Annotated in this window: 14 protein-coding genes and 1 pseudogene; 2 read left to right on the top strand and 13 right to left on the bottom strand. The window is 66.7% G+C overall.

The window, feature by feature from the left end:
- Positions 1 to 5: 5 nt before the first annotated feature.
- The 7 genes and pseudogenes from ACZK1G_RS08280 to ACZK1G_RS08250 form a co-directional block, all read right to left on the bottom strand.
- Positions 6 to 245, bottom strand: a pseudogene (locus ACZK1G_RS08280) (hypothetical protein); the annotation flags it as partial.
- 202 nt (positions 246 to 447) lie between these two features.
- Positions 448 to 1,869, bottom strand: coding sequence for an efflux transporter outer membrane subunit (locus tag ACZK1G_RS08275; protein WP_014646790.1), 1,422 nt, complete (start codon positions 1,867 to 1,869; stop codon positions 448 to 450).
- On the bottom strand, positions 1,863 to 2,600 hold the full coding sequence (locus tag ACZK1G_RS08270; protein WP_049445446.1) for an SDR family oxidoreductase: 738 nt from the start codon (positions 2,598 to 2,600) through the stop codon (positions 1,863 to 1,865). The genes ACZK1G_RS08275 and ACZK1G_RS08270 overlap by 7 nt, the downstream gene beginning before the upstream one ends.
- A 64-nt stretch (positions 2,601 to 2,664) precedes the next feature.
- Positions 2,665 to 5,835 carry an efflux RND transporter permease subunit gene (locus ACZK1G_RS08265; protein WP_014036828.1) on the bottom strand — a complete coding sequence of 1,057 codons (3,171 nt, stop codon included), beginning with the start codon at positions 5,833 to 5,835 and terminating at the stop codon, positions 2,665 to 2,667.
- A gap of 127 nt (positions 5,836 to 5,962) precedes the next feature.
- The gene (locus ACZK1G_RS08260) at positions 5,963 to 7,186 is read right to left on the bottom strand and encodes an efflux RND transporter periplasmic adaptor subunit (protein WP_478448167.1); all 1,224 of its coding nucleotides are present in this window, start codon (positions 7,184 to 7,186) and stop codon (positions 5,963 to 5,965) included.
- A 91-nt stretch (positions 7,187 to 7,277) separates the two neighbouring features.
- Positions 7,278 to 8,048, bottom strand: a complete 771-nt coding sequence (locus tag ACZK1G_RS08255; protein WP_014036826.1) for an SDR family NAD(P)-dependent oxidoreductase — start codon at positions 8,046 to 8,048, stop codon at positions 7,278 to 7,280.
- Positions 8,045 to 8,272 (bottom strand): hypothetical protein, encoded by a 228-nt coding sequence (locus tag ACZK1G_RS08250; protein ID WP_014036825.1) that lies wholly within the window; start codon positions 8,270 to 8,272, stop codon positions 8,045 to 8,047. The genes ACZK1G_RS08255 and ACZK1G_RS08250 overlap by 4 nt, the downstream gene beginning before the upstream one ends.
- 147 nt (positions 8,273 to 8,419) lie before the next feature.
- On the opposite strand from ACZK1G_RS08250, the gene ACZK1G_RS08245 reads away from it, so the two are divergent.
- Entirely contained in the window at positions 8,420 to 9,451 is a 1,032-nt protein-coding gene (locus ACZK1G_RS08245; protein ID WP_005409107.1) for a LysR family transcriptional regulator, read from the top strand.
- A gap of 191 nt (positions 9,452 to 9,642) precedes the next feature.
- On the opposite strand, the gene ACZK1G_RS08240 is transcribed toward ACZK1G_RS08245, so the two are convergent.
- Entirely contained in the window at positions 9,643 to 10,338 is a 696-nt protein-coding gene (locus ACZK1G_RS08240) for a YiaD family glycine zipper/OmpA-like lipoprotein (protein WP_010484399.1), read from the bottom strand.
- Between the two features lie 140 nt (positions 10,339 to 10,478).
- Positions 10,479 to 11,894: a cryptochrome/photolyase family protein gene (locus ACZK1G_RS08235; protein WP_101765283.1), complete on the bottom strand. Its 1,416-nt coding sequence runs from the start codon at positions 11,892 to 11,894 to the stop codon at positions 10,479 to 10,481.
- 109 nt (positions 11,895 to 12,003) lie between these two features.
- Here ACZK1G_RS08235 and ACZK1G_RS08230 point away from each other — a divergent pair, with 109 nt between their 5' ends.
- Positions 12,004 to 12,588 (top strand): SMI1/KNR4 family protein, encoded by a 585-nt coding sequence (locus tag ACZK1G_RS08230; protein WP_101765282.1) that lies wholly within the window; start codon positions 12,004 to 12,006, stop codon positions 12,586 to 12,588.
- A 19-nt stretch (positions 12,589 to 12,607) separates the two neighbouring features.
- Here ACZK1G_RS08230 and ACZK1G_RS08225 read toward each other — a convergent pair whose 3' ends face one another.
- Genes ACZK1G_RS08225 through ACZK1G_RS08210 form a run of 4 tightly spaced genes read right to left on the bottom strand, consistent with a single transcriptional unit; the run spans position 12,608 to position 18,225 of the window.
- Complete coding sequence (locus ACZK1G_RS08225) at positions 12,608 to 13,222, bottom strand: inorganic diphosphatase (protein ID WP_101765281.1); 615 nt, start codon at positions 13,220 to 13,222, stop codon at positions 12,608 to 12,610.
- A gap of 10 nt (positions 13,223 to 13,232) precedes the next feature.
- Positions 13,233 to 14,600: a purple acid phosphatase family protein gene (locus tag ACZK1G_RS08220; RefSeq protein WP_101765280.1), complete on the bottom strand. Its 1,368-nt coding sequence runs from the start codon at positions 14,598 to 14,600 to the stop codon at positions 13,233 to 13,235.
- Complete coding sequence (locus ACZK1G_RS08215; RefSeq protein ID WP_101765279.1) at positions 14,597 to 15,712, bottom strand: NHL repeat-containing protein; 1,116 nt, start codon at positions 15,710 to 15,712, stop codon at positions 14,597 to 14,599. The genes ACZK1G_RS08220 and ACZK1G_RS08215 overlap by 4 nt, the downstream gene beginning before the upstream one ends.
- Positions 15,712 to 18,225, bottom strand: coding sequence for a TonB-dependent receptor (locus tag ACZK1G_RS08210; protein ID WP_236251813.1), 2,514 nt, complete (start codon positions 18,223 to 18,225; stop codon positions 15,712 to 15,714). Before ACZK1G_RS08210 ends, ACZK1G_RS08215 begins: the two co-directional genes overlap by 1 nt.
- Positions 18,226 to 18,318: the final 93 nt, after the last annotated feature.

The following is an 18,318-nucleotide window of genomic DNA, read 5'->3' as shown; positions in this document are numbered from 1 at the left end:
CACGGCAGGCGATACAGCGCCTGGTGCTGATCGCGCGCCTGGCAGATGCGGGCGCCGATTGCCAGGAACACGGCGACCCCGATCAGGCCCAGCCCCAGCATCGAATCCTGCAGGCGCAGGAAACCGACCGCGGCGGCCATCGTCGCCAGCACCAGCAGCACCACGACCGCCACCGACAGCCCCGCACCCGGTGGACCCGGATCGCCGAACAACATCCGTTGGGTATCCCGCCTTCCGTCCGCCATCGCCTGTCCTCCCGTGTGTCTGACCCACTAGTTACACGGCGGGCCGGCATTCCGGCAGAGTCAGAAACGTCACGACGATGGCAATGTGCACGGCATGCACCGCCCTTCCTGCGCCTGCCGCCCACGCAGGGAGCAGGACACACCGCTGCCGCGGGGCGTGAAAGCAGAAGAGGACGGAAGCCACTGCCTCCGTCCCCTGCGGTTACTGCACCTGCGCCACGCTCGGTTGCTGCGGTGATTGCCCCCAGCCGCCCAGCGCCTTGTACACGCCGACCACGCTGACATTGACTTCGGACTCGGCCGCCGCCAACGCGTCATCAGCCGCCAACTGCGTGCGCTGCGCATCCAGCAGGGTCAGGAAGTCTTCCGAACCCTCGCGATAGCGGATCTGTGCCAGCGATTCGGCACGCCGTGCCGCCTGCGCCTGCTCGACCACGATCGCCAGCCGCGCCTGCTGCTTGGAGTAGCGGGTCAGCGCGTTCTCGGTGTCTTCCAGGGCCAGCAGTACCGCCTGCTCGTACTGCGCGGCCACGCCTTCGGCTTCAGCCTTGCTGGCACGCAGGCGCGCACGCACGGTGCCGAAGTCGAATGCGGCCCAGCTCAGCGACGGGGTCAGCGACCAGGCCTTGTTGTTGCCATTGACCAGGCCGCTGGCATCGCCCCCCAGGAAACCGACGAAGCCGGACAGCGACAGCCGCGGGAACAGGTCCGCGGTGGCCACGCCCACGCGTGCGGTCGCGGCCGCCAGGCGACGCTCGGCCACGCGCACGTCGGCGCGCTGACGCAGCAGTTCGCGGGTATCGCCCAGCGGCAATGCCTTGGCGAAGGCCGGCACGTCATGCGGCGCGAGCATGTCGGTCAGCACTTCCGGGCGCTGGCCGAGCAGCACCGCCAGTCGGTTGCGCGACTGCGCCTCGGCCACTTCCAGCAGCGGGATGTCGGCCTCGATCGCCTTCAGGCGGGCGCGGCTGCTCTGCACATCCAGCTCGCTGCCGGCGCCCAGTTCCCAGCGCGCCTCGGTCAGCTTCTGCGTATCGCGCAGGTTTTCCAGGGTGTGCTGGGCTACGGCAATACGCTTCTGCGTGCCGCGCAGCTCGAAGTAGTTGCGTGCCACTTCGGCGGCGACCAGTACCTGTGCGTCGGCCAGGTTGGCCTGCTCGGCACCGAGGTCGGCACGCGCGGCTTCGGCAGCACGGCGCTTGCGGCCGAACAGATCCAGCTCCCAGCCGGCGTCGAAGCCGAGCTGGTAGCTTTCACTGAACACCCGCTGCCCACCCAGCTGCGGATCGGGTTGCTTGCGGCGGTCGTAGCTGCCGCCTGCGGTGATGTGCGGGGCCTGGTCGAAGCGGCTTTCGACGAACACCGCGCGGGCCTGGCTGACGCGGGCCACGGCCACGCGCAGGTCCAGGTTGTCCGACAGTGCGCCATGCACCAGCTGTTCCAGCACCGGATCATCGAACTGCGCCCACCAGCTGGCCACCGGCGAGACGGTGCTGAAGACCGGCTGCTGTGCGCTCTGCAGGACCACCGGTTCCTGCACCGGGGCCTTGTAGTTCGGGCCGACGCTGACACAGCCTGCCAGCACCAGGCTGGAGACGGCCATCGCCAACGTGCGGATCACCATGGCAGCACCTCGCCCAGGTAGGTGAAGCTGCCGTTCGGGCCTTCATGGCCGATCAGTGCCATCTGCACGCTGGAACGCGCGCCCTCGGCGATTTCGATTTCGCCCTGGCCACCGTTCATGTCGGTCTTCACGTAGCCCGGATGCACGGTGTTGACCTTGATCTGCGAACTGCGCAGTTCGTGTGCCAGGGCCAGCGTCCAACTGTTCACCGCTGCCTTGGAGGCGTTGTAGGCCGGGATCTTGAAATCGTAGATGCCCGATGCCGGATCGGCGTGCAGGGTCTGCGAACCGAGGATGCTGGAGACGTTGACGATGCGTCCGGCCTTGGCCTGCTGCAGCAGCGGCAGGAACGCCTGGGTCACCGCGACCAGTGCATAGACGTTGGTGTCGAAGGTGCGGCGCCAGGTATCCAGCGACTGCTCCGACGGCAGCTGCGCCGGGTTTTCCAGCAGCACGCCGGCGTTGTTGACCAGGATGTCGAGACGGCCGTGGCGTTCGCGCACCTGCTGCACGGCGTCGGCGATGCTGGCGCCGTCGGTGACGTCCAGCTGCAGCGCTTCCACCGGCAGGCCCTCGGCCTGCAGCTTCAGCGCCTGCTCCACGGCGGTCTCGCGCTTGCGGCCGGCCAGCAGCGTGTGCACGCCGGCCTGGGCCAGCTGGCGCACGGTCTCCGCGCCGATGCCACGGGTGGCGCCGGTGACCAGCGCGATCTTGTTCTGATGGGTATTCATGGATGCATGCCTTGTGAGGGGAAAGCCGCCGCCGGCCAGTGACCGGCGGCGACGGGGTTCCATGTCAGTGGTGGATGGTCGGCTCGCCGTGCTGCACCAGCTGGCCACCACCGTTGCGGGTGACGAACTTGCGCAGGGCCACGTAGAACACCGGGGTGAGGAACAGGCCGAACAGGGTCACGCCCAGCATGCCGGCGAACACGGTGATACCGGTCACCGAGCGCACCTCGGCGCCTGCACCGTGCGACAGCACCAGCGGCACGGTGCCGGCGATGAACGCGATGGAGGTCATCACGATCGGACGCAGACGCAGGCGGCAGGCTTCCAGCGCGGCTTCAACGATGCCCTTGCCGCCCATCTCCAGCTCTCTGGCGAATTCGACGATCAGGATCGCGTTCTTGCACGCCAGGCCCATCAGCACCACCAGGCCGACCTGCACGAACACGTTGTTGTCGCCACCGGTCAGCCACACGCCGAACAGTGCGGACAGCAGGGTCATCGGCACGATCAGGATCACCGCCAGCGGCAGCGACCAGCTCTCGTACAGCGCAGCCAGCACCAGGAAGGCCAGCATGATCGCCACCGGGAACACGATGAAGGCCGCCTTGCCCTGGGTCGCCTGCTGGTAGCTCAGGTCGGTCCATTCGGTGGTCATGCCCACCGGCAGCACCTTGCCGGCGATCTCGGTCAGCTTGTTCATCGCCTCGGCCGACGACAGCACGCGCGGGTCGGCTTCACCGGCCAGGTCCGCTGCCGGATAGCCATTGAAGCGCAGCACCGGGTCCGGGCCGAAGGTCTGCTTGATGGTGACCATCGAACCAATCGGCACCATCTCGCCGCGGTCGTTGCGGGTACGCAGCTTGCCGATGTCCTCGACCGTCTCGCGGAACGGACCATCGGCCTGGGCGATCACCTGCCAGGTACGGCCGAACTGGTTGAAGTCGTTGACGTAGGCTGAACCGAGGTAGGTCTGCAGGGTGTCGAACAGTTCGGTGAGCTGCACGCCCTGTGCCTTGGCCTTGACGCGGTCGACCTCGGCATCCAGCTGCGGCACGTTGGCCTGGTAGCTGGAAATCGGGAAGGCCATGCCCGGCGTCTGCGCAACGGTGCCCTGCATTGCCTGCACGGCATTCTGCAGCGCGCCGTAGCCCAGGTTGCCGCGGTCCTCGATGAACATCTGGTAGCCGTTGCCGTTGCCCAGGCCGAGGATCGGCGGCGGCATCATCGCGAACGCGAAGCCCTCCTGCAGACCGGCGATCTTCTGGTTGATCTCGGCATTGATCTGCGCGGCGGTGCGGCCATGGCGCTCGGCGAACGGCTTGAGCGGAATGAACGCCACACCGGTGTTCGGCGTATTGGTGAACTGCAGCGCGTTCAAACCCGGGAACGAGATGGTGTGGGCCACGCCATCGGTTTCCTGGGCGATCTTGGCGACCTTGCGCAGCATTTCATCGGTACGCGCGATTGACGAACCTTCCGGCAGCTTCACACCGGCGATCAGGTACAGCTTGTCCTGGGTCGGGATGAAGCCCGGCGGCACCAGCTTGAAGATCACGCCGGTACCGACCAGCAGGATCGCGTAGACCACGAACACCGCACCGCGACGGCCAAGGATGCGGGCCACGCCACGCTCGTACTTCTCCGAGCTGGACTTGAAGAAGCGGTTGAACGGACGGAACACCCAGCCGAACAGGCGGTCGATCAGACGGCTCGGGCCATCCTTCGGCGCACCGTGGGCCTTCAGCAGGCGCGCGGCCAGGGCCGGCGACAGGGTCAGCGAGTTGATCGCCGAGATCACCGTGGAGATGGCGATGGTGACCGCGAACTGCTTGTAGAACTGGCCGGTGACACCGGACAGGAAGGCCATGGGCACGAACACGGCACACAGCACCAGCGCGATCGCCACGATCGGGCCGGACACCTCACGCATGGCCTGGTGTGCCGCCGCGGTGGGCGACAGGCCTTCCTCGATGTTGCGCTCGACGTTCTCCACCACCACGATCGCGTCGTCGACCACGATGCCGATCGCCAGCACCAGGCCGAACAGGCTCAGCGTGTTGATCGAGAAGCCCAGCAGGTACAGCGCGGCGAAGGTACCCACCACCGACACCGGCACCGCGATCAACGGAATGATCGAGGCACGCCAGGTCTGCAGGAACAGGATCACCACCAGCACCACCAGGGCGATGGCTTCCAGCAGCGTGGAGACCACGGCCTTGATCGAGTCGCGCACGAAGATGGTGGTGTCATACACCGCTTCGTACTTCACGTCGGCCGGCATGGTCTTCTGCATCTCGTCCATAGTCGAGATGACCTGGTCACGGATCTCCAGTGCATTGGCACCCGGCGACTGGAAGATACCGATACCGACCGCATTCTTGCCGTCCAGCTGCGAGCGCAGGGTGTAGTCGCCGGCACCCAGTTCCAGGCGGGCCACGTCGGCCAGGCGCACGATCTCGCCATCGGTGCCGCTCTTGAGCACGATGTCGCCGAATTCCTTTTCGGTCTTCAGACGGCCCTGGGCATTGATCAGGGTCAGGAACTGGCTGTTCGGCAACGGTTCGGCGCCGAGCTGGCCGGCCGAAACCTGCACGTTCTGCTCACGCATCGCGCGCACCACGTCGCTGGCGGTCAAGCCGCGCGAAGCCACCTTGTCCGGGTCCAGCCAGGCACGCATGGCGTAGTCGCCGCCACCGAAGATCTGCGCGTCACCCACGCCCGGAATACGCGCCAGCGCATCCTTGACGTGCAGGCGGGCGTAGTTGCGCAGGTACAGCGTGTCGTACTTGCCTTGCGGCGAGGTCAGGTGCACCACCATCAGGAAGGTCGGTGACTGCTTCTGCGTGGTCACGCCCTGCCGGCGCACGTCCTCGGGCAGGCGCGCCTGCGCCTGCGCCACGCGGTTCTGCACCTTCACCGCTGCCGCGTCCGGGTCGGTGCCCGGGCGGAAGGTGACGGTCATCTGCAGCACGCCGTCCGAGCCCGCCACCGACTTCAGGTACATCATGCCTTCGACGCCGTTGATGGCCTCTTCAAGCGGGGTAGCGACGGTCTCGGCGATGACTTTGGGGTTGGCGCCCGGATACACCGTGCGCACGACCACCGACGGCGGCACCACTTCGGGGTACTCGCTGATCGGCAGGATCGGAATCGTGATCAGGCCTGCGGCGAAGATCACGATCGACAGCACCGCCGCGAAGATCGGCCTGTCGATGAAGAAACGGGAAAAGTCCATGGAGGAATTCCTGGGAAAGGCATTCGGCGGGCAACAGCCACCCCGCCCCTCGCCGATATGACGAAGGCAGGGAAGGCTGCCGCTGGCGCCGGCAGCTAAGCGGGGACGCGGATCAGGAGACGGCGGATCAGTGGTTCAGTGCGGCGGTGGCATCGCGGCCCGGTGCCGGCGCAGCCTGCGGCTGCATCGCCACGGCCTTGGCCTGCACCGGCATGCCCGGCATGAAGACCTTCTGCACGCCATCGATGATCACCTTGTCACCGGCGGCCAGGCCGTGCTCGACGATGCGCAGGCCTTCAGCGGTGCGGCCAAGCTGGATGTCGCGGCGCTGCGCCTTGCCATCCTTGTCGACCACGTACACGTACTTGCGGTCCTGGTCGGTCAGCACGGCCTTGTCGTCGATCAGCAGGGCCTGGAACTGGCCGCTGCCGAGCAGCTGCACGCGGGCGAACAGGCCCGGGGTGAACTGGCGGTCGGCGTTGTCCAGCAGCGCGCGGACGCGGATGGTGCCGGTGCTGCGCGCCACCTGGTTGTCGAGGAAGTCGACCTTGCCCGCATGCGGGTAGCCCTCTTCGCCCGACAGGCCGACCTTCACCGGCAGTTCGCTGTCACGCTCGCTCGGGCGCTCGCCCTTGCGTGCCATCTGTGCGTAGCGCAGGAAGGTGCTCTCGTCGGCATCGAAGTAGACGAACACGGTATCCAGCGAGACCAGCGTGGTCAGTACGCTGGCACTGTCGCCGGCCGTGACCAGGTTGCCGGCGGTGACCATCGCGCGGCCGGCGCGGCCGTCGATCGGTGCGCGCACCTTGGTGAACTCCAGGTTGAGGCGGGCCGCATCCAGCGCAGCCTGCGCCGCCTGCACGGCGGCACCGGACTGGTCGGCGGCAGCGCGACGCTGCTCGGCGGTCTCGGTGGAGATCGCCTGCTGCTCGGACAGCCGCTTGGCACGCTCGGACTCGCTGCGGGCCAGCGTGGCCTGGGTGCGGGCGCGGGCCAACTCGGCGGCGGCACGATCGTATTCGGCCTGGTAGCTGCGCGCGTCGATGGTGAAGAGCACTTCGCCCTTCTTCACTTCCTGGCCTTCGACGTAGTTGACCTTGTCGATGTAGCCGGACACGCGCGGGCGCAGTTCAACGCTCTGTACCGCTTCGACGCGGCCGCTGAACTCGTCCCACTGGCTGACCTGCTTGACCAGCACCGGCGCGGCGCTGACCTGCGGCGGCGGCGGAGCACCGGCTTCATCGGCATGGCCGCCGCTGCAGGCTGCAAGCACGGCCGCGGCGAGGATCGACACGCCGACCATCGCGATGCGATGGCCGAAACGATGTGGGGTGGTGTTGGGGGAAGTCATGGCATGCATCCGTACGGAGGGGTGGTACAGCTATATGAGAAGGTGTTGCGAAAATCGGCGGCGCATACTGCGACCTCAACCTTGGTCGAGGTCAAGCGACGCCAGCGGTGTCGCGCCAAAGCGGAGGAACTTCCAGGTGCAGCAGGCCGCGCGGCAGTTCGGCATCACTGCTGTCGCAACGGACGATGGCGCGGTTGTCGCGGCACCCATCGAGCAGGGAGACCACGCGCCGGCCGACCAGCAGCGAGCTGGGCCACTCGATGCAGGCGTTGGCCGCGTTGGCCGGGGTACACACCGGGCTGCAGACTTCCAGCATCTGCGCGCGCACGCCGATCGCCTGCGCTTCCTGGTGCACCACCTGCGCGTACATGCGCATCGCCGCGGCGGTGATCGAGCTTTCGCCGTAACCGGCCCATGGCTTGACCGCGGCCGGGCTGCCGATCATCACGTAGCGGCGCGCATGTACGTTGTCCTGCAGCAGCGGCAGCAGGTGGCGCACCGCGTGCACGTGCGGCATCAGGTCGGCCTGCAGCGCGCCGAGCAGCTCGTCGCCGTTGCGGTCGACCACGCGGCCGCGACGGTAGGGGCCACCCATCGCGGCGATCACTGCAGCCAACGGACGCGGCCGCTGCGCGATGCGTTCGGCCAACGCCCGTGCCGAGCCGTCATCGCTGAGCGAACCCAGCACGGTTTCCAGGCCCGGCTCATCGGCGAACTGCTCATGCAGTGCCGCCAGCCGGCCCGGATCGCGCCCGACCACCAGCACCGGGCTGCCGGCCTCCAGCAGGGCGCCGACCACGCCCTGGCCCACGGCACCGGTGCCGCCGAGGACCAGAACTTCGGGCGTCAGTATCCCATTCACGGGACATTTCCTCCCAAATCCGGGATAGTCCCAATTCGACGCAGTCGGTCGCCCTTGTGTGGGACCAGGCGGATGACGCCGCCACGCTGCTGACGCATGGGCGCGGTAAACTCACGAAAATCCTTGTGTACCAAGGAACTCGGACGAGCTTCGACGGTCATCGCCAGGTCCAGGGCGTTCTGGCCGGCATGCCGGAAGCGGGCAAGAATGTTGCGCAGGCTCATGGCGAGGGGGCTCCATTTCACGAATGGCGCCACGATAGACCTCAAACCTTTACTTGATTAGTCCTGATTAAGGGGAATAATCATCCCGCTCCCGGTCCAATCGTTCTGTCACGATTGTCCCATCCCCGACGTCCAGGATCCCCGACCATGTCCCACGATCTCAACGAGACGCTGATCTTCGTCAAAGTGGTCGAGCAAGGCAGTTTCATTGCCGCTGCCAAATCGCTCGGCCTGCCCAAGACCACGGTCAGCCGCAAAGTGCAGGAGCTGGAAACGCGCCTGGGCGCGCGACTGCTGCACCGGACCACCCGCCGCCTCGGCCTGACCGAAGCCGGCTCGATCTACCACGAGCATTGCCAGCGCATCGCGCGCGAGCTGGAAGAAGCCGAGAGCGCGGTGAGCCAGTTGCAGTCCGGCCCGCGCGGCTGGCTGCGCTTCACCGTGCCCTATTCGATCGGCATCACCTGGATCGCCCCGCTGCTGGGCCAGTTCCATGCGCAGTATCCGGAGATCCGCCTGGACATGCACATGGGCAACGAGAAGCTGGACCTGATTGCCGGCGAAGCGGACCTGGCGCTGCGCGTGGGTGCCCTGCCCGATTCCAACCTGGTCGCGCGCAAGCTCGGCAGCCTGCGCACGCAGGTGTTCGCCAGCCCGGCCTACATCGAGCGCTATGGCGAGCCGCTGCATCCGGAAGAGCTGCAGTTCCATCGCATCCTCGCAATGCGCAAGCCGTACCACACCGGTAATTCGCCGCGCTTCACCTGGCAGCTGGGCGAGAACGGCGGCGAGCTGCGTGACTTCCCGGTCACCCCGCTGATGACCGCCAACGACATGTCCGCGTTGAATGGTGCACTGGTATGTGGCGAAGGCCTGCTGCTGACCGGTGATGTGATGGCCAAGCCGTTCGTCGAGTCGGGCATGGTACGCCGCGTGCTGGCCGGCTGGACCGGCCCGGAAGTGGACTTCAACGCCGTGTTCGCCGGTGGCCGCCTGGTCTCGCCGAAGGTGCGTGCGTTCGTCGATTTCCTGGTGGAAAAGCTCAACTTCGACGCCAACTACATGCTGGCGCAATGCCCGGGTGCGAAGCTGGCGCAGCAGCAGAAGGAAAAGGAAGACGCCGCGCTGGAGAGCAGCGGCAAGCGCATCCTGGAGAAGGTCGCTGCTTCGGCGGCGTAACCGGGTTTTGTAGAGTCGAGCTCGCTCGACTTGGTTTTTTGAACGGTGCCGACCTTGGTCGGCGCCATTCGGAGAAGCCGCGACCGGGAGCGCTATCGGCGTGCCGAGCAAGCTCGGCACCTACAGAAAATGCCGCCTGCAAGGGCGGCATTTTCGTTCCGGCTACGCCGGAACAGCAGTAACGCTATGCGTTACTGCTTGAGCGGAATCACGCGGATCTCGACGCGGCGGTTCTTGGCACGGCCGGCATCGGTGCTGTTGTCGGCAATCGGATACGACTTGCCGGCGCCCAGCGTTTCGATACGCACGCTCTGCACGCCCTGGCCGATCAGGTACTGCGCCACCGAGTCGGCGCGTTCCTTCGACAGGCGGTTGTTGACCGCGTCGCTGCCGATGCTGTCGGTGTGGCCGACCACTTCGATCATGGTCTGGTTGTAGTCACGCAGGGTGCCTGCCACGCCGTTGAGCGAGCCGTAGAACTGCGGCTTCAGGGTCGACTTGCCGAAATCGAAGGTGATGCCATCCGGCAGGTTCAGCATGATGTTGTCGCCCTGGCGCTGCACATCGATGCCGGTGTTGGCGGTGCGCTCGCGCAGTGCGCGTTCCTGGCGATCCTGGTACTGGCCGACGGCAGCGCCGCTGAGCGCGCCGATACCGGCACCGATCAGCGCGTGCTGACGACGCTCGGTAGCGCTGTCGCCGGTCAGCAGGCCGGCGGCCACACCAATCGCGGTGCCGATCAGCGCATTGCGGCCGGTGCGGTTCTGCTGCTCGGTCGGGTTGCCGTACTGGTCACTCTGCACGTAGGAGCCGCCGGTGGCGCAGGCCGACAGGACGGCCGCACTCATCAGGGCCAGTGCGACGTTGCGGGTGGTGTTGCGGATCATGTGGTTCTCCTTGGTTTCCGGTCGGGCCGGCGGCTTGCGGGCGCAGAGAGAATAAACAGCCCAATGCGATGTCGGGATGATGATGCGGCGCGGCGACAGGGCCGCGTTCAGCTAACTGACTGGATCGCTCAGCCCGCGCTTTACCCTGCCCCCGTCTGCCGGTAGGCGGCCAGCGCGGCGTCCCGACCGGCCGCCAGGTCCACCAGTGCGGTGCGCGGATAGCCGGGGGCGTGCGTGGCCAGCAGCAGTGGATGCTGCCACGGCGCGAAGCGCGCTTTCATCGGCAGCGCAGCCAGTTCGGGCACCCAACGGCTGATGTAACGGGCCTGCGGGTCGAACTTCTCAGCCTGGGTCACCGGGTTGAACACGCGGAAATACGGCGCGGCATCGGCGCCGGTCCCGGCCACCCATTGCCAGCCCATCGTGTTGTTGGCCAGGTCGGCATCGACCAGGGTGTCCCAGAACCAGCGCGCGCCATGCAGCCAGTGCGCACGCAGGTGCTTGCACAGGTAGCTGGCCACGATCATCCGCACCCGGTTGTGCATGTAGCCGGTGTGCCACAGCTCGCGCAGGCCGGCATCGACGATCGGCACGCCGGTGTTGCCGCGTTGCCAGTCGTGCAGCTGAGCGTCACTGGGCGTTGCCCATGGGAAGCGATCGAAGCGCGGGTTGAGGTTGTCGGTCGGCGTCTTCGGGAAGTGATGCAGCAGGTGATAGGCGAAGTCGCGCCAGCCCAGTTGCCGCAGGTAACCGTCGATGTCGGCGTCAGTGCCTGCACTGCGCAGCCCCTCCAGCGCATGGGCGATGCGCCACGGCGCGATCTCGCCGAAATGCAGGTGCGGCGACAGCCGCGAGGTGCCCACGCGATCCGGCAGGTCGCGCTGTTCGCGGTAGCCACGCAATGCACCGTCCTCGAACACGGACAGTGCCTCCAGCGCACCGGCCTCGCCCGGCTGCCAGTGCTCCCAGAAGCCGGTATCCCAGTCCAGCGTCGGTGCCAGCTGGAGATCATCCAGTGCGAGGCTGTCGACCGTGTGTGGCGTCAGTGCCTGCGGCGCGGCCTGCAGCGCCGGCAGGCGCCAATGACTGAGTACGTTGCGCCAGTACGGCGTGAACACCTTGTACGGCTGGCCCTGCTGGGTCGCGATGTCCCAGGGCTCGAACAGCAGGCTGCCATTGCAGCTCTGCGCGTCGATGCCCTGCTCGCGCAGCGTACGCTTGATGGTCGCGTCGCGTGGCTGGGTGGCCGGTTCGTACTTGCGGTTCCAGTACACCGCCTCGGCGCCGGTCTGCTCGATCAGCAACTGCAGGATCGGCAGGCTGTCACCGCTGCGCAGCACCAACGACGAACCACGCGCGCGCAGGTCCGCATCCAATCCGCCCAGTGAACGGTGGCGCCACGCATCGGAGGCCGCACCGGGCACCCACTCGCCTTCCTCGTGCGGCGCATGGATGTAGACCGGCACCACGTCGTGGCCCGCATCCAGCGCGGCCTGCAGGGCCGGATTGTCCTGCAGCCGCAGATCACGGCGGAACCATACCAACGCTACCGACACGTGCACCGCCTTCGTTGTGGAAGGCGCACATCATAGCCAGCGGCGGTGAAGGAGATGCGCGCAGACGCCGTCTGCTAGACTGCACGGCCGCTACCCGTTGGGCTCTGACATGGATGATCTGCACGCCTCATTCGCCCGCTTCGGGCTGCTGCATGCCCAGCACGAGCGTGACTGGCAGGGCCCGTTCCCGCTGCCCCCGGCACTGGCGTGCTTCTACGCGCAGGTCGGGCCGCTGGGCGAAGAGATCAATGCCAGAGTTGGCCGCGCCGGCATCACCGTTCCCGGCCTTGATGTCTGGATACCGCCACTGCAACGCCTGTGGAGCCAGCAGGCCGGCTATCGATGGCACGGCATCAGCGGCGAACGGATCAACGACTGGCCATCGAACTGGCTGGTGATTGCCGATCGCGGCGCTGATCCGTTCATCCTCGACCTGGACGACGGCCGTGTACTGTTCAGCCACCACGGTGCCGGCCTGCTGGATGCCGGCGAGATCACTACCGATGTGCCGACCTTGATGGCGGCTCTGGCTGCTGCAGGCACGGTGTACCTCGATGCCGGCGATGACCTCTACAACGACGATGACGATGGCGGCATCCGTCCTGAATACCAGGAGGCAGCCGTACAGGCGGTGGCCCGGGTACTGGGCGACCGCATGCAGGCCGAGTCGTTCATCGAGACGTTGCTGGACTGAATCCACGCATGCCGTGGATCTACTTTTCGAAGCGCTTCATCGCTTCGATGATCAGCGTGCGCGCCTCGGCAGCATTGCCCCAGCCGTTGAGCTGCACCGGGTTGCGACCGGTCGGCAGGTCCTTGTAGACCCGGAAGAACGCCTCGATGCGCTGGCGCTCGACCTCCGGCAGATCCGCCAGGTCACGGATGCTGGCGTAGGTCGGGTCGACCTTGTCGGTCGGCACACCGATGATCTTCTCGTCGTGCTCGCCGCCATCGATCATCTTCAGGTAACCGATCGGCCGGAAGCGCACGATCACGCCGGGATGCAGCGGCTCGCGGGTCAGCACCAGCGCATCCAATGGATCGTTGTCACCGGCCAGAGTACGCGGCATCGAGCCGTAGTTGGCCGGATAGGCCACCGGCATCGACTGGAAGCGATCCACGTGGACCAGGCCGTCTTCCTTGATCTCGTACTTGGTGAAGCTGCCGGCCGGAATCTCCACCGCCAGATTCACCTCCTGCGGGGCCTGCTTCGGCTGGGCGACCAGGAACGGATGCAGCACGGTATCGGCGGCCGTCACCGCACCGGCCAGCAACAGCAGCGCGGCGCCGATGGCAGCGAGAGGAAGGATGCGTCGGAGCGTGGTCATTGGCATCTCGTCATTCCCAGCAGCGGTCGGCGCGACCCTTGGCGGTCTGCGCACGCGGGCAGTCGCGCGGTGCGATGCGGCCTTCGGTCAGTTCCGTGCGTTGCTTTGCGCCCTTGGCATCGCGGCGCAGTTCGAAGGCGTCGTACAGACGCCCGGTCACGGTGCGCGCTTCGTAGCGCAGGTGCTGCGGATCGATGTTCAGCACCTGGAACAGCTGGGTGTCCTCGGCTACCGGATCCATCGTCTTCCGTGCCTCGTCGGAAAGGCGGTACTGCTTCGGCCCGGCCACGGTCACCACGTACTGCGGCGTCGCAGCCTGCCCTTCGCCACGACGGCCATAGGTGTGATCGTGGCCCTGCAGCACCAGATCGACGTTGTGGCGGCGCACCACCGGCAGCAGCACGTCACGCAGCGCGGCGTTCTCGCGCCTTTCGCGCGGCGAGTAGAACGGCTGGTGCAGCAGCACGATGGTCCATGGCTGCGGGTTGCCGGTCAGGACCGTGTCCAGCCACTGTGCCTGCGCCTTGGCCGTGCCGAGGTCGAGTGCCGAGGTACCATCGACCACGGCCACGCGCACGCCCTGTGCATCGAACCAGTAGCTGGTCTGCTGCGCGGCGGTGGCGCCATTGCCCGGCAGCGCGAAGGTCACCGGCCAGTGCCGGCCCAGCACGCGACGCTCCTGCGGGGTGTCCTCGAATTCCTCGAAGTACTCATGGTTGCCGATCGCGGGGGCCACCAGCGTTTCCTGCGCCAGCCAGCCGGTGGCGGCAAACCACTCGCCCCATTCGCTGTCGTCCATGTTGTCGCCGCCACTGACCAGGTCACCGGCGAACAGGCTCATGCGCGCCTGCGGCGCAGCCTTCTGCGCGGCACGCACCACGCGGCTGACATGGCTGACGTTCTTGTTCTGGGTATCGCCGAAGTACAGCAGGGTCAGCGGCTGGTCGGCGCCGGCCAGCGTGCGCAGCTGGTTCCAGGCGCTCCAGCTGCCATTGCCCTGCACGCGATAGACGTACTGGGTGTCCGGCTGCAGGCCATCGATGTCGGCACGGTGATGGTGCGACAGCCCGTTCTCGGTCTGCAGCGCACGCGTCGTCGCACGCACCTGGCGGATGCCCTCGATGGCCGGCGAATCTGCGGCCAGCGCGATCTCCAGCAGCGGCGCCTGCACGCTGCCATCGGTACGCCAGGCCACGGCGAAACCGTGGCTGGGATCAGCCGAGGGCGAGGCGACGATGCGGTCCGGCACCGACGTCGCTGCGTAGTGGCGGCTACCCGCCGGCACCTGGGTATTCGGTTCGGCCGCCGCGAACGACAGCGACGGCAGCGCCAGCAGCAGGCCCAGCGCCAGCGCGCGCATCACGCACTGCCGGCTCATGCGCCACACTCCAGCGGCAGCGCGAGCTGCTTGGCGATGCTCTCCCAGTCGAAGGCCACCACGCCCTGGTCGTCATGCACCGCATACAGCGCACCGTGCGGGAAGCGCGCGCTGGGCTGCTGCATCATCCAGATGCCATCGGTGTTGGCCACGGTGTTGCCCTGGAACGCGCCGACCGGCTTCAGCGTGTGCCGGTCGAACAGGTGGAACACGCTGCGCTGCTTGCCCTGCTCGGTGGTGATCCACCAGCCGTCCTTGCCGCAGGTGCGCAGGGTCACGCCTTCGGCCTGTGCCTTGAACACGTCGCGGCCGAAGGTAGTGCCAGTGAAGCGTCCGGCCAGGGTGTAGACCTTGAACTCGCTGGCGTAGCTCTCGTCCTCTTCGGCAATCAGCAGCCGGTCGTTCTCGGGGTCGCCCCAGATCGACTCGACCACTCGCAGCGCACCGGCTTCGGTGGTATCGCCGATGCTGGCCACCAGCTTCGCCTCGACCTTGGCGCCATCGCGGGTCACGTGGTACTGGCGCACGCGCTTGTCCAGCTCGGCCAGCGGCGGCAGGATGTCACGCCCCTGCGCATCCTCGCCGTTGTCCCAGGAGTCGGTGACGTAGACGCTGTAGCCATCGGCACGGCGGTCGACCCACAGCCCGTACGGCTTGCGCAGGTCGTCCGCAGCGAACGTCGCCAGCGGCGTGAAGTCCGGCAGGCTCAGCACCTGCACGCGGTGATTGTCGCGCTCCACGATCCACAGCAGGTCGTCGGTCACCGCGATGCCGTTTGGGCGGTCGAACTGCCCCGGTGCGGTGCCGCTGCTGCCGACGTCACGCAGGTGCTGGCCGGTGCTGCCGTCGTAGACCACCAGCTTGTCGGTGGCCTTGGCGGTGGCGATCAGCCACAGCGTGCCGTCCGGCGCGCGCCAGGCCGCCGGCGAGTCGATGTTGTCGGCCGGGGTCATCGGGGAAAGGAAGGCCTCGGCGATGGTGGTCACCACGCGCCCGCCGCTGGCGGCCGGCGCGACCGCTCCCGCAACCGGATCGGTGCCGGTGGCCGGCGTGCAGCCGGCGACCAGCGTGGCCGCCAGCGCGGCGGCCAGGACAGTGACGCCACGCCCCATCACAGCGCCACCTTCAGGCCCAGCGCATAGGTGCGGCCGTACTCTTCCATCTGCAGGGTGCGCGAACGCGTGCCCTGGTACAGCTCAAGCGGCTTGTCCAGCAGGTTCTGCGCTTCGAAGTACACGCTCACGCGCGGGGTGAACTTGTAATCCAGCGAGAAATCGAGCTGGGTGTTGGGTGCCACATAGATGTCGAATGCGCGCCCCTTGCCGATGCTGTCCAGGTACTCGCTGCGGTACACCGCCGCCAGGCGCGTGCTTACACCATATTTTTCATAGCCGATGTGCGCGCTGTAGACATGCTTGGAGGCACGCGGCAGGGTGAAGTCCTCGCCCTCCCGATCCTTGATGCCGGCATCGAATTTGGTATCCAGCCAGGTGCCACTGGCACCGACCAGCAGGCCATCCAGGCCGTCCGGCAGGAAGGCCAGCTGCTGCTGCCAGTTGAATTCCGCACCACGCACGGTGGCCTTGCGGCCATTGATCGGCTGGGTCACGTCGAAACCACCGTAGGCCGGATCATTGGTACGCACGGTTTCCACGATGTAGCCATCGATCGACTTGTGGAACAGGCCCAGCGAAACGATGCCGCTGCTGCCGATGTACTTCTCCACCGACAGGTCGATGTTCTTCGACTCGTACGGATCGAGTTCCGGATTGCCCAGGCGCACTTCCTCGTCACCCCGGCTGTAACCCACGCGCGGCGAGACGTCGCCGAAGGACGGGCGCGATACGGTCTTGTTGGCCGAGGCGCGCAGCACCCAGTCATCGGCCGCGTCATAGCGCAGGTGCAGGCCCGGCAGCACGTTGGTGTAGCTGCTGTTGGCCACGCGCGGGGTGACGGTGAAGCTGCGGCCGTTGGCGGCCACGTCCACCTGGTTGCCGACCGCCTTGAAGCGGGTGTTCTCCACGCGCACGCCGCCGATGATGCGCAGTGCGCCCACGTCCCAGGTACCCATGGCATAGCTGGCGAAGATGTCCTCGCTGGCCACGTAATCCTCTTCCAGCGACGTCATTGCATTGCCGCCGACGTCCTGCGGGCGGGCACTGTATTGGCTGCCGCTGGCCGCCCAGAACGCGCGCATCGCGGCCGAGTCCATGCCATCGCCCATGTTGCCGTGGCGATGCTCCGGCGAGGAAGTGGTCCAGCTCGACAGCGCCACCTTCGGGCCGACACGCAGTTCGCGCTCATCCACATTCACGTCGCGGTCGCGCCAGCGGCCCAGCAGGCCGAACTTGATGCTGCTGCTGTCGCCGTCGAAGCGCACGTTGACCTGTGCGCTGTGTTCCTTGTCGTTCACCTGCTTGGGCGAGAGCACGAAGCGGTCGAACGCGTAGTTGCTATTGTCCAGCCACTGCGGGTTGTCGAAGCTATAGCTCGGCAGGCGGCTGCTCTGGTCCAGGGTGCCGTTGAAGACCTTGCCGTTGAGCTTGAAGCGCGCTTCCATCTCGTCGTTCACGCGCTCTTCGGTACGGGTGTAGCCGATCCGGTAATCGACCACGGCGTTGGTCAGCTTGTTCTCGCCACCGAGGCTGGCCGCAAACGTGTTTTCCTTCTTGGTGCGGTAGCGCATGCGCTTGTCGATAGAATCCTTCGGCATGCCGTCCAGGCGGTACTGGTCGGTGCCGGTCTTGACCATCTTCGCGTCGTCGAAGTTGAAAATCACGCGCTGGCGGGTCTCCGCATCATCGAACTGGCTGTACAGCGTGCGCAGGTAGTACTTGCTGTCTTCGTTGGGACGCCAGTCGAGGTTGAGGTTGGCACCGATGCGCTTGCGCTCGATCTCGTACTTGCGGTGCTGCAGGTTGATCGCAGTCACGTCACCGGGGGCGGCATCGTCCTCGCCGTCGTACTCCACTTCGGTGTTGTCCGACTCGAACTTCCGCTTCTGGTAGTTCACGCCCAGCGCCACGCCGAAGGTGTCGTTGAACACCTCGCTGTAATTGAAGGCCGCCTTGGGACTGGTCTCGCCGGACAGCTGCTGGTAGCTGCCCTCGATCTTGCCGCGCAGGCTGCGACCGTCACGGTCGAAGGCCGACGCCGATTCCACCAGCACGGCGCCACCGATGGCATCACCCGGCATGTCCGGGGTCGGCGACTTGACCACGCGCAGGCGCTCGGTGGAGTCGGAAGGAATCACGTCCAGCGGCGCGGCACGGCTGGAATCTTCCGGCGTGCCGATGGCGATGCCGTCCACGCTGACACTGTTGAGATTGGCATCCAGGCCACGAATGACCACGAAGCGGCCTTCGCCCTGGTCGCGGGTCACGCTGACGCCCGGCAGGCGCTGCAGTGATTCGGCCACGTTCTTGTCCGGGTACTGGCCCAGGGCATCGGAGGACACCGCATCCTCGATGGCATCGCTGCTGCGCTTGAGGTCGACCGCGCGGATCTGCGATTCGAGCTGGGCACGCACTTCAATGCGATCCAGGTCGACCGCGTCGGCCGCCACGGCGCCGGTGGCGGCTACCGCCTGTTGCCCGGCGGCCTGCAGCGGGGCTGCGGCCCCCATCGCCAGGGTCAGGGTGATGGCAACGGCCAACGGAGTCTTGATATGCACTGGGAATCCCCATTCCTGTTAAGAATGGGTCTGCACGGTATGTCC

The sequence above is a fragment of the Stenotrophomonas sp. 109824_Sma genome (assembly GCF_056480025.1).
Note: the sequence above shows the minus strand (reverse complement) of the source record. Positions and strands in the feature narration are given on the sequence as shown.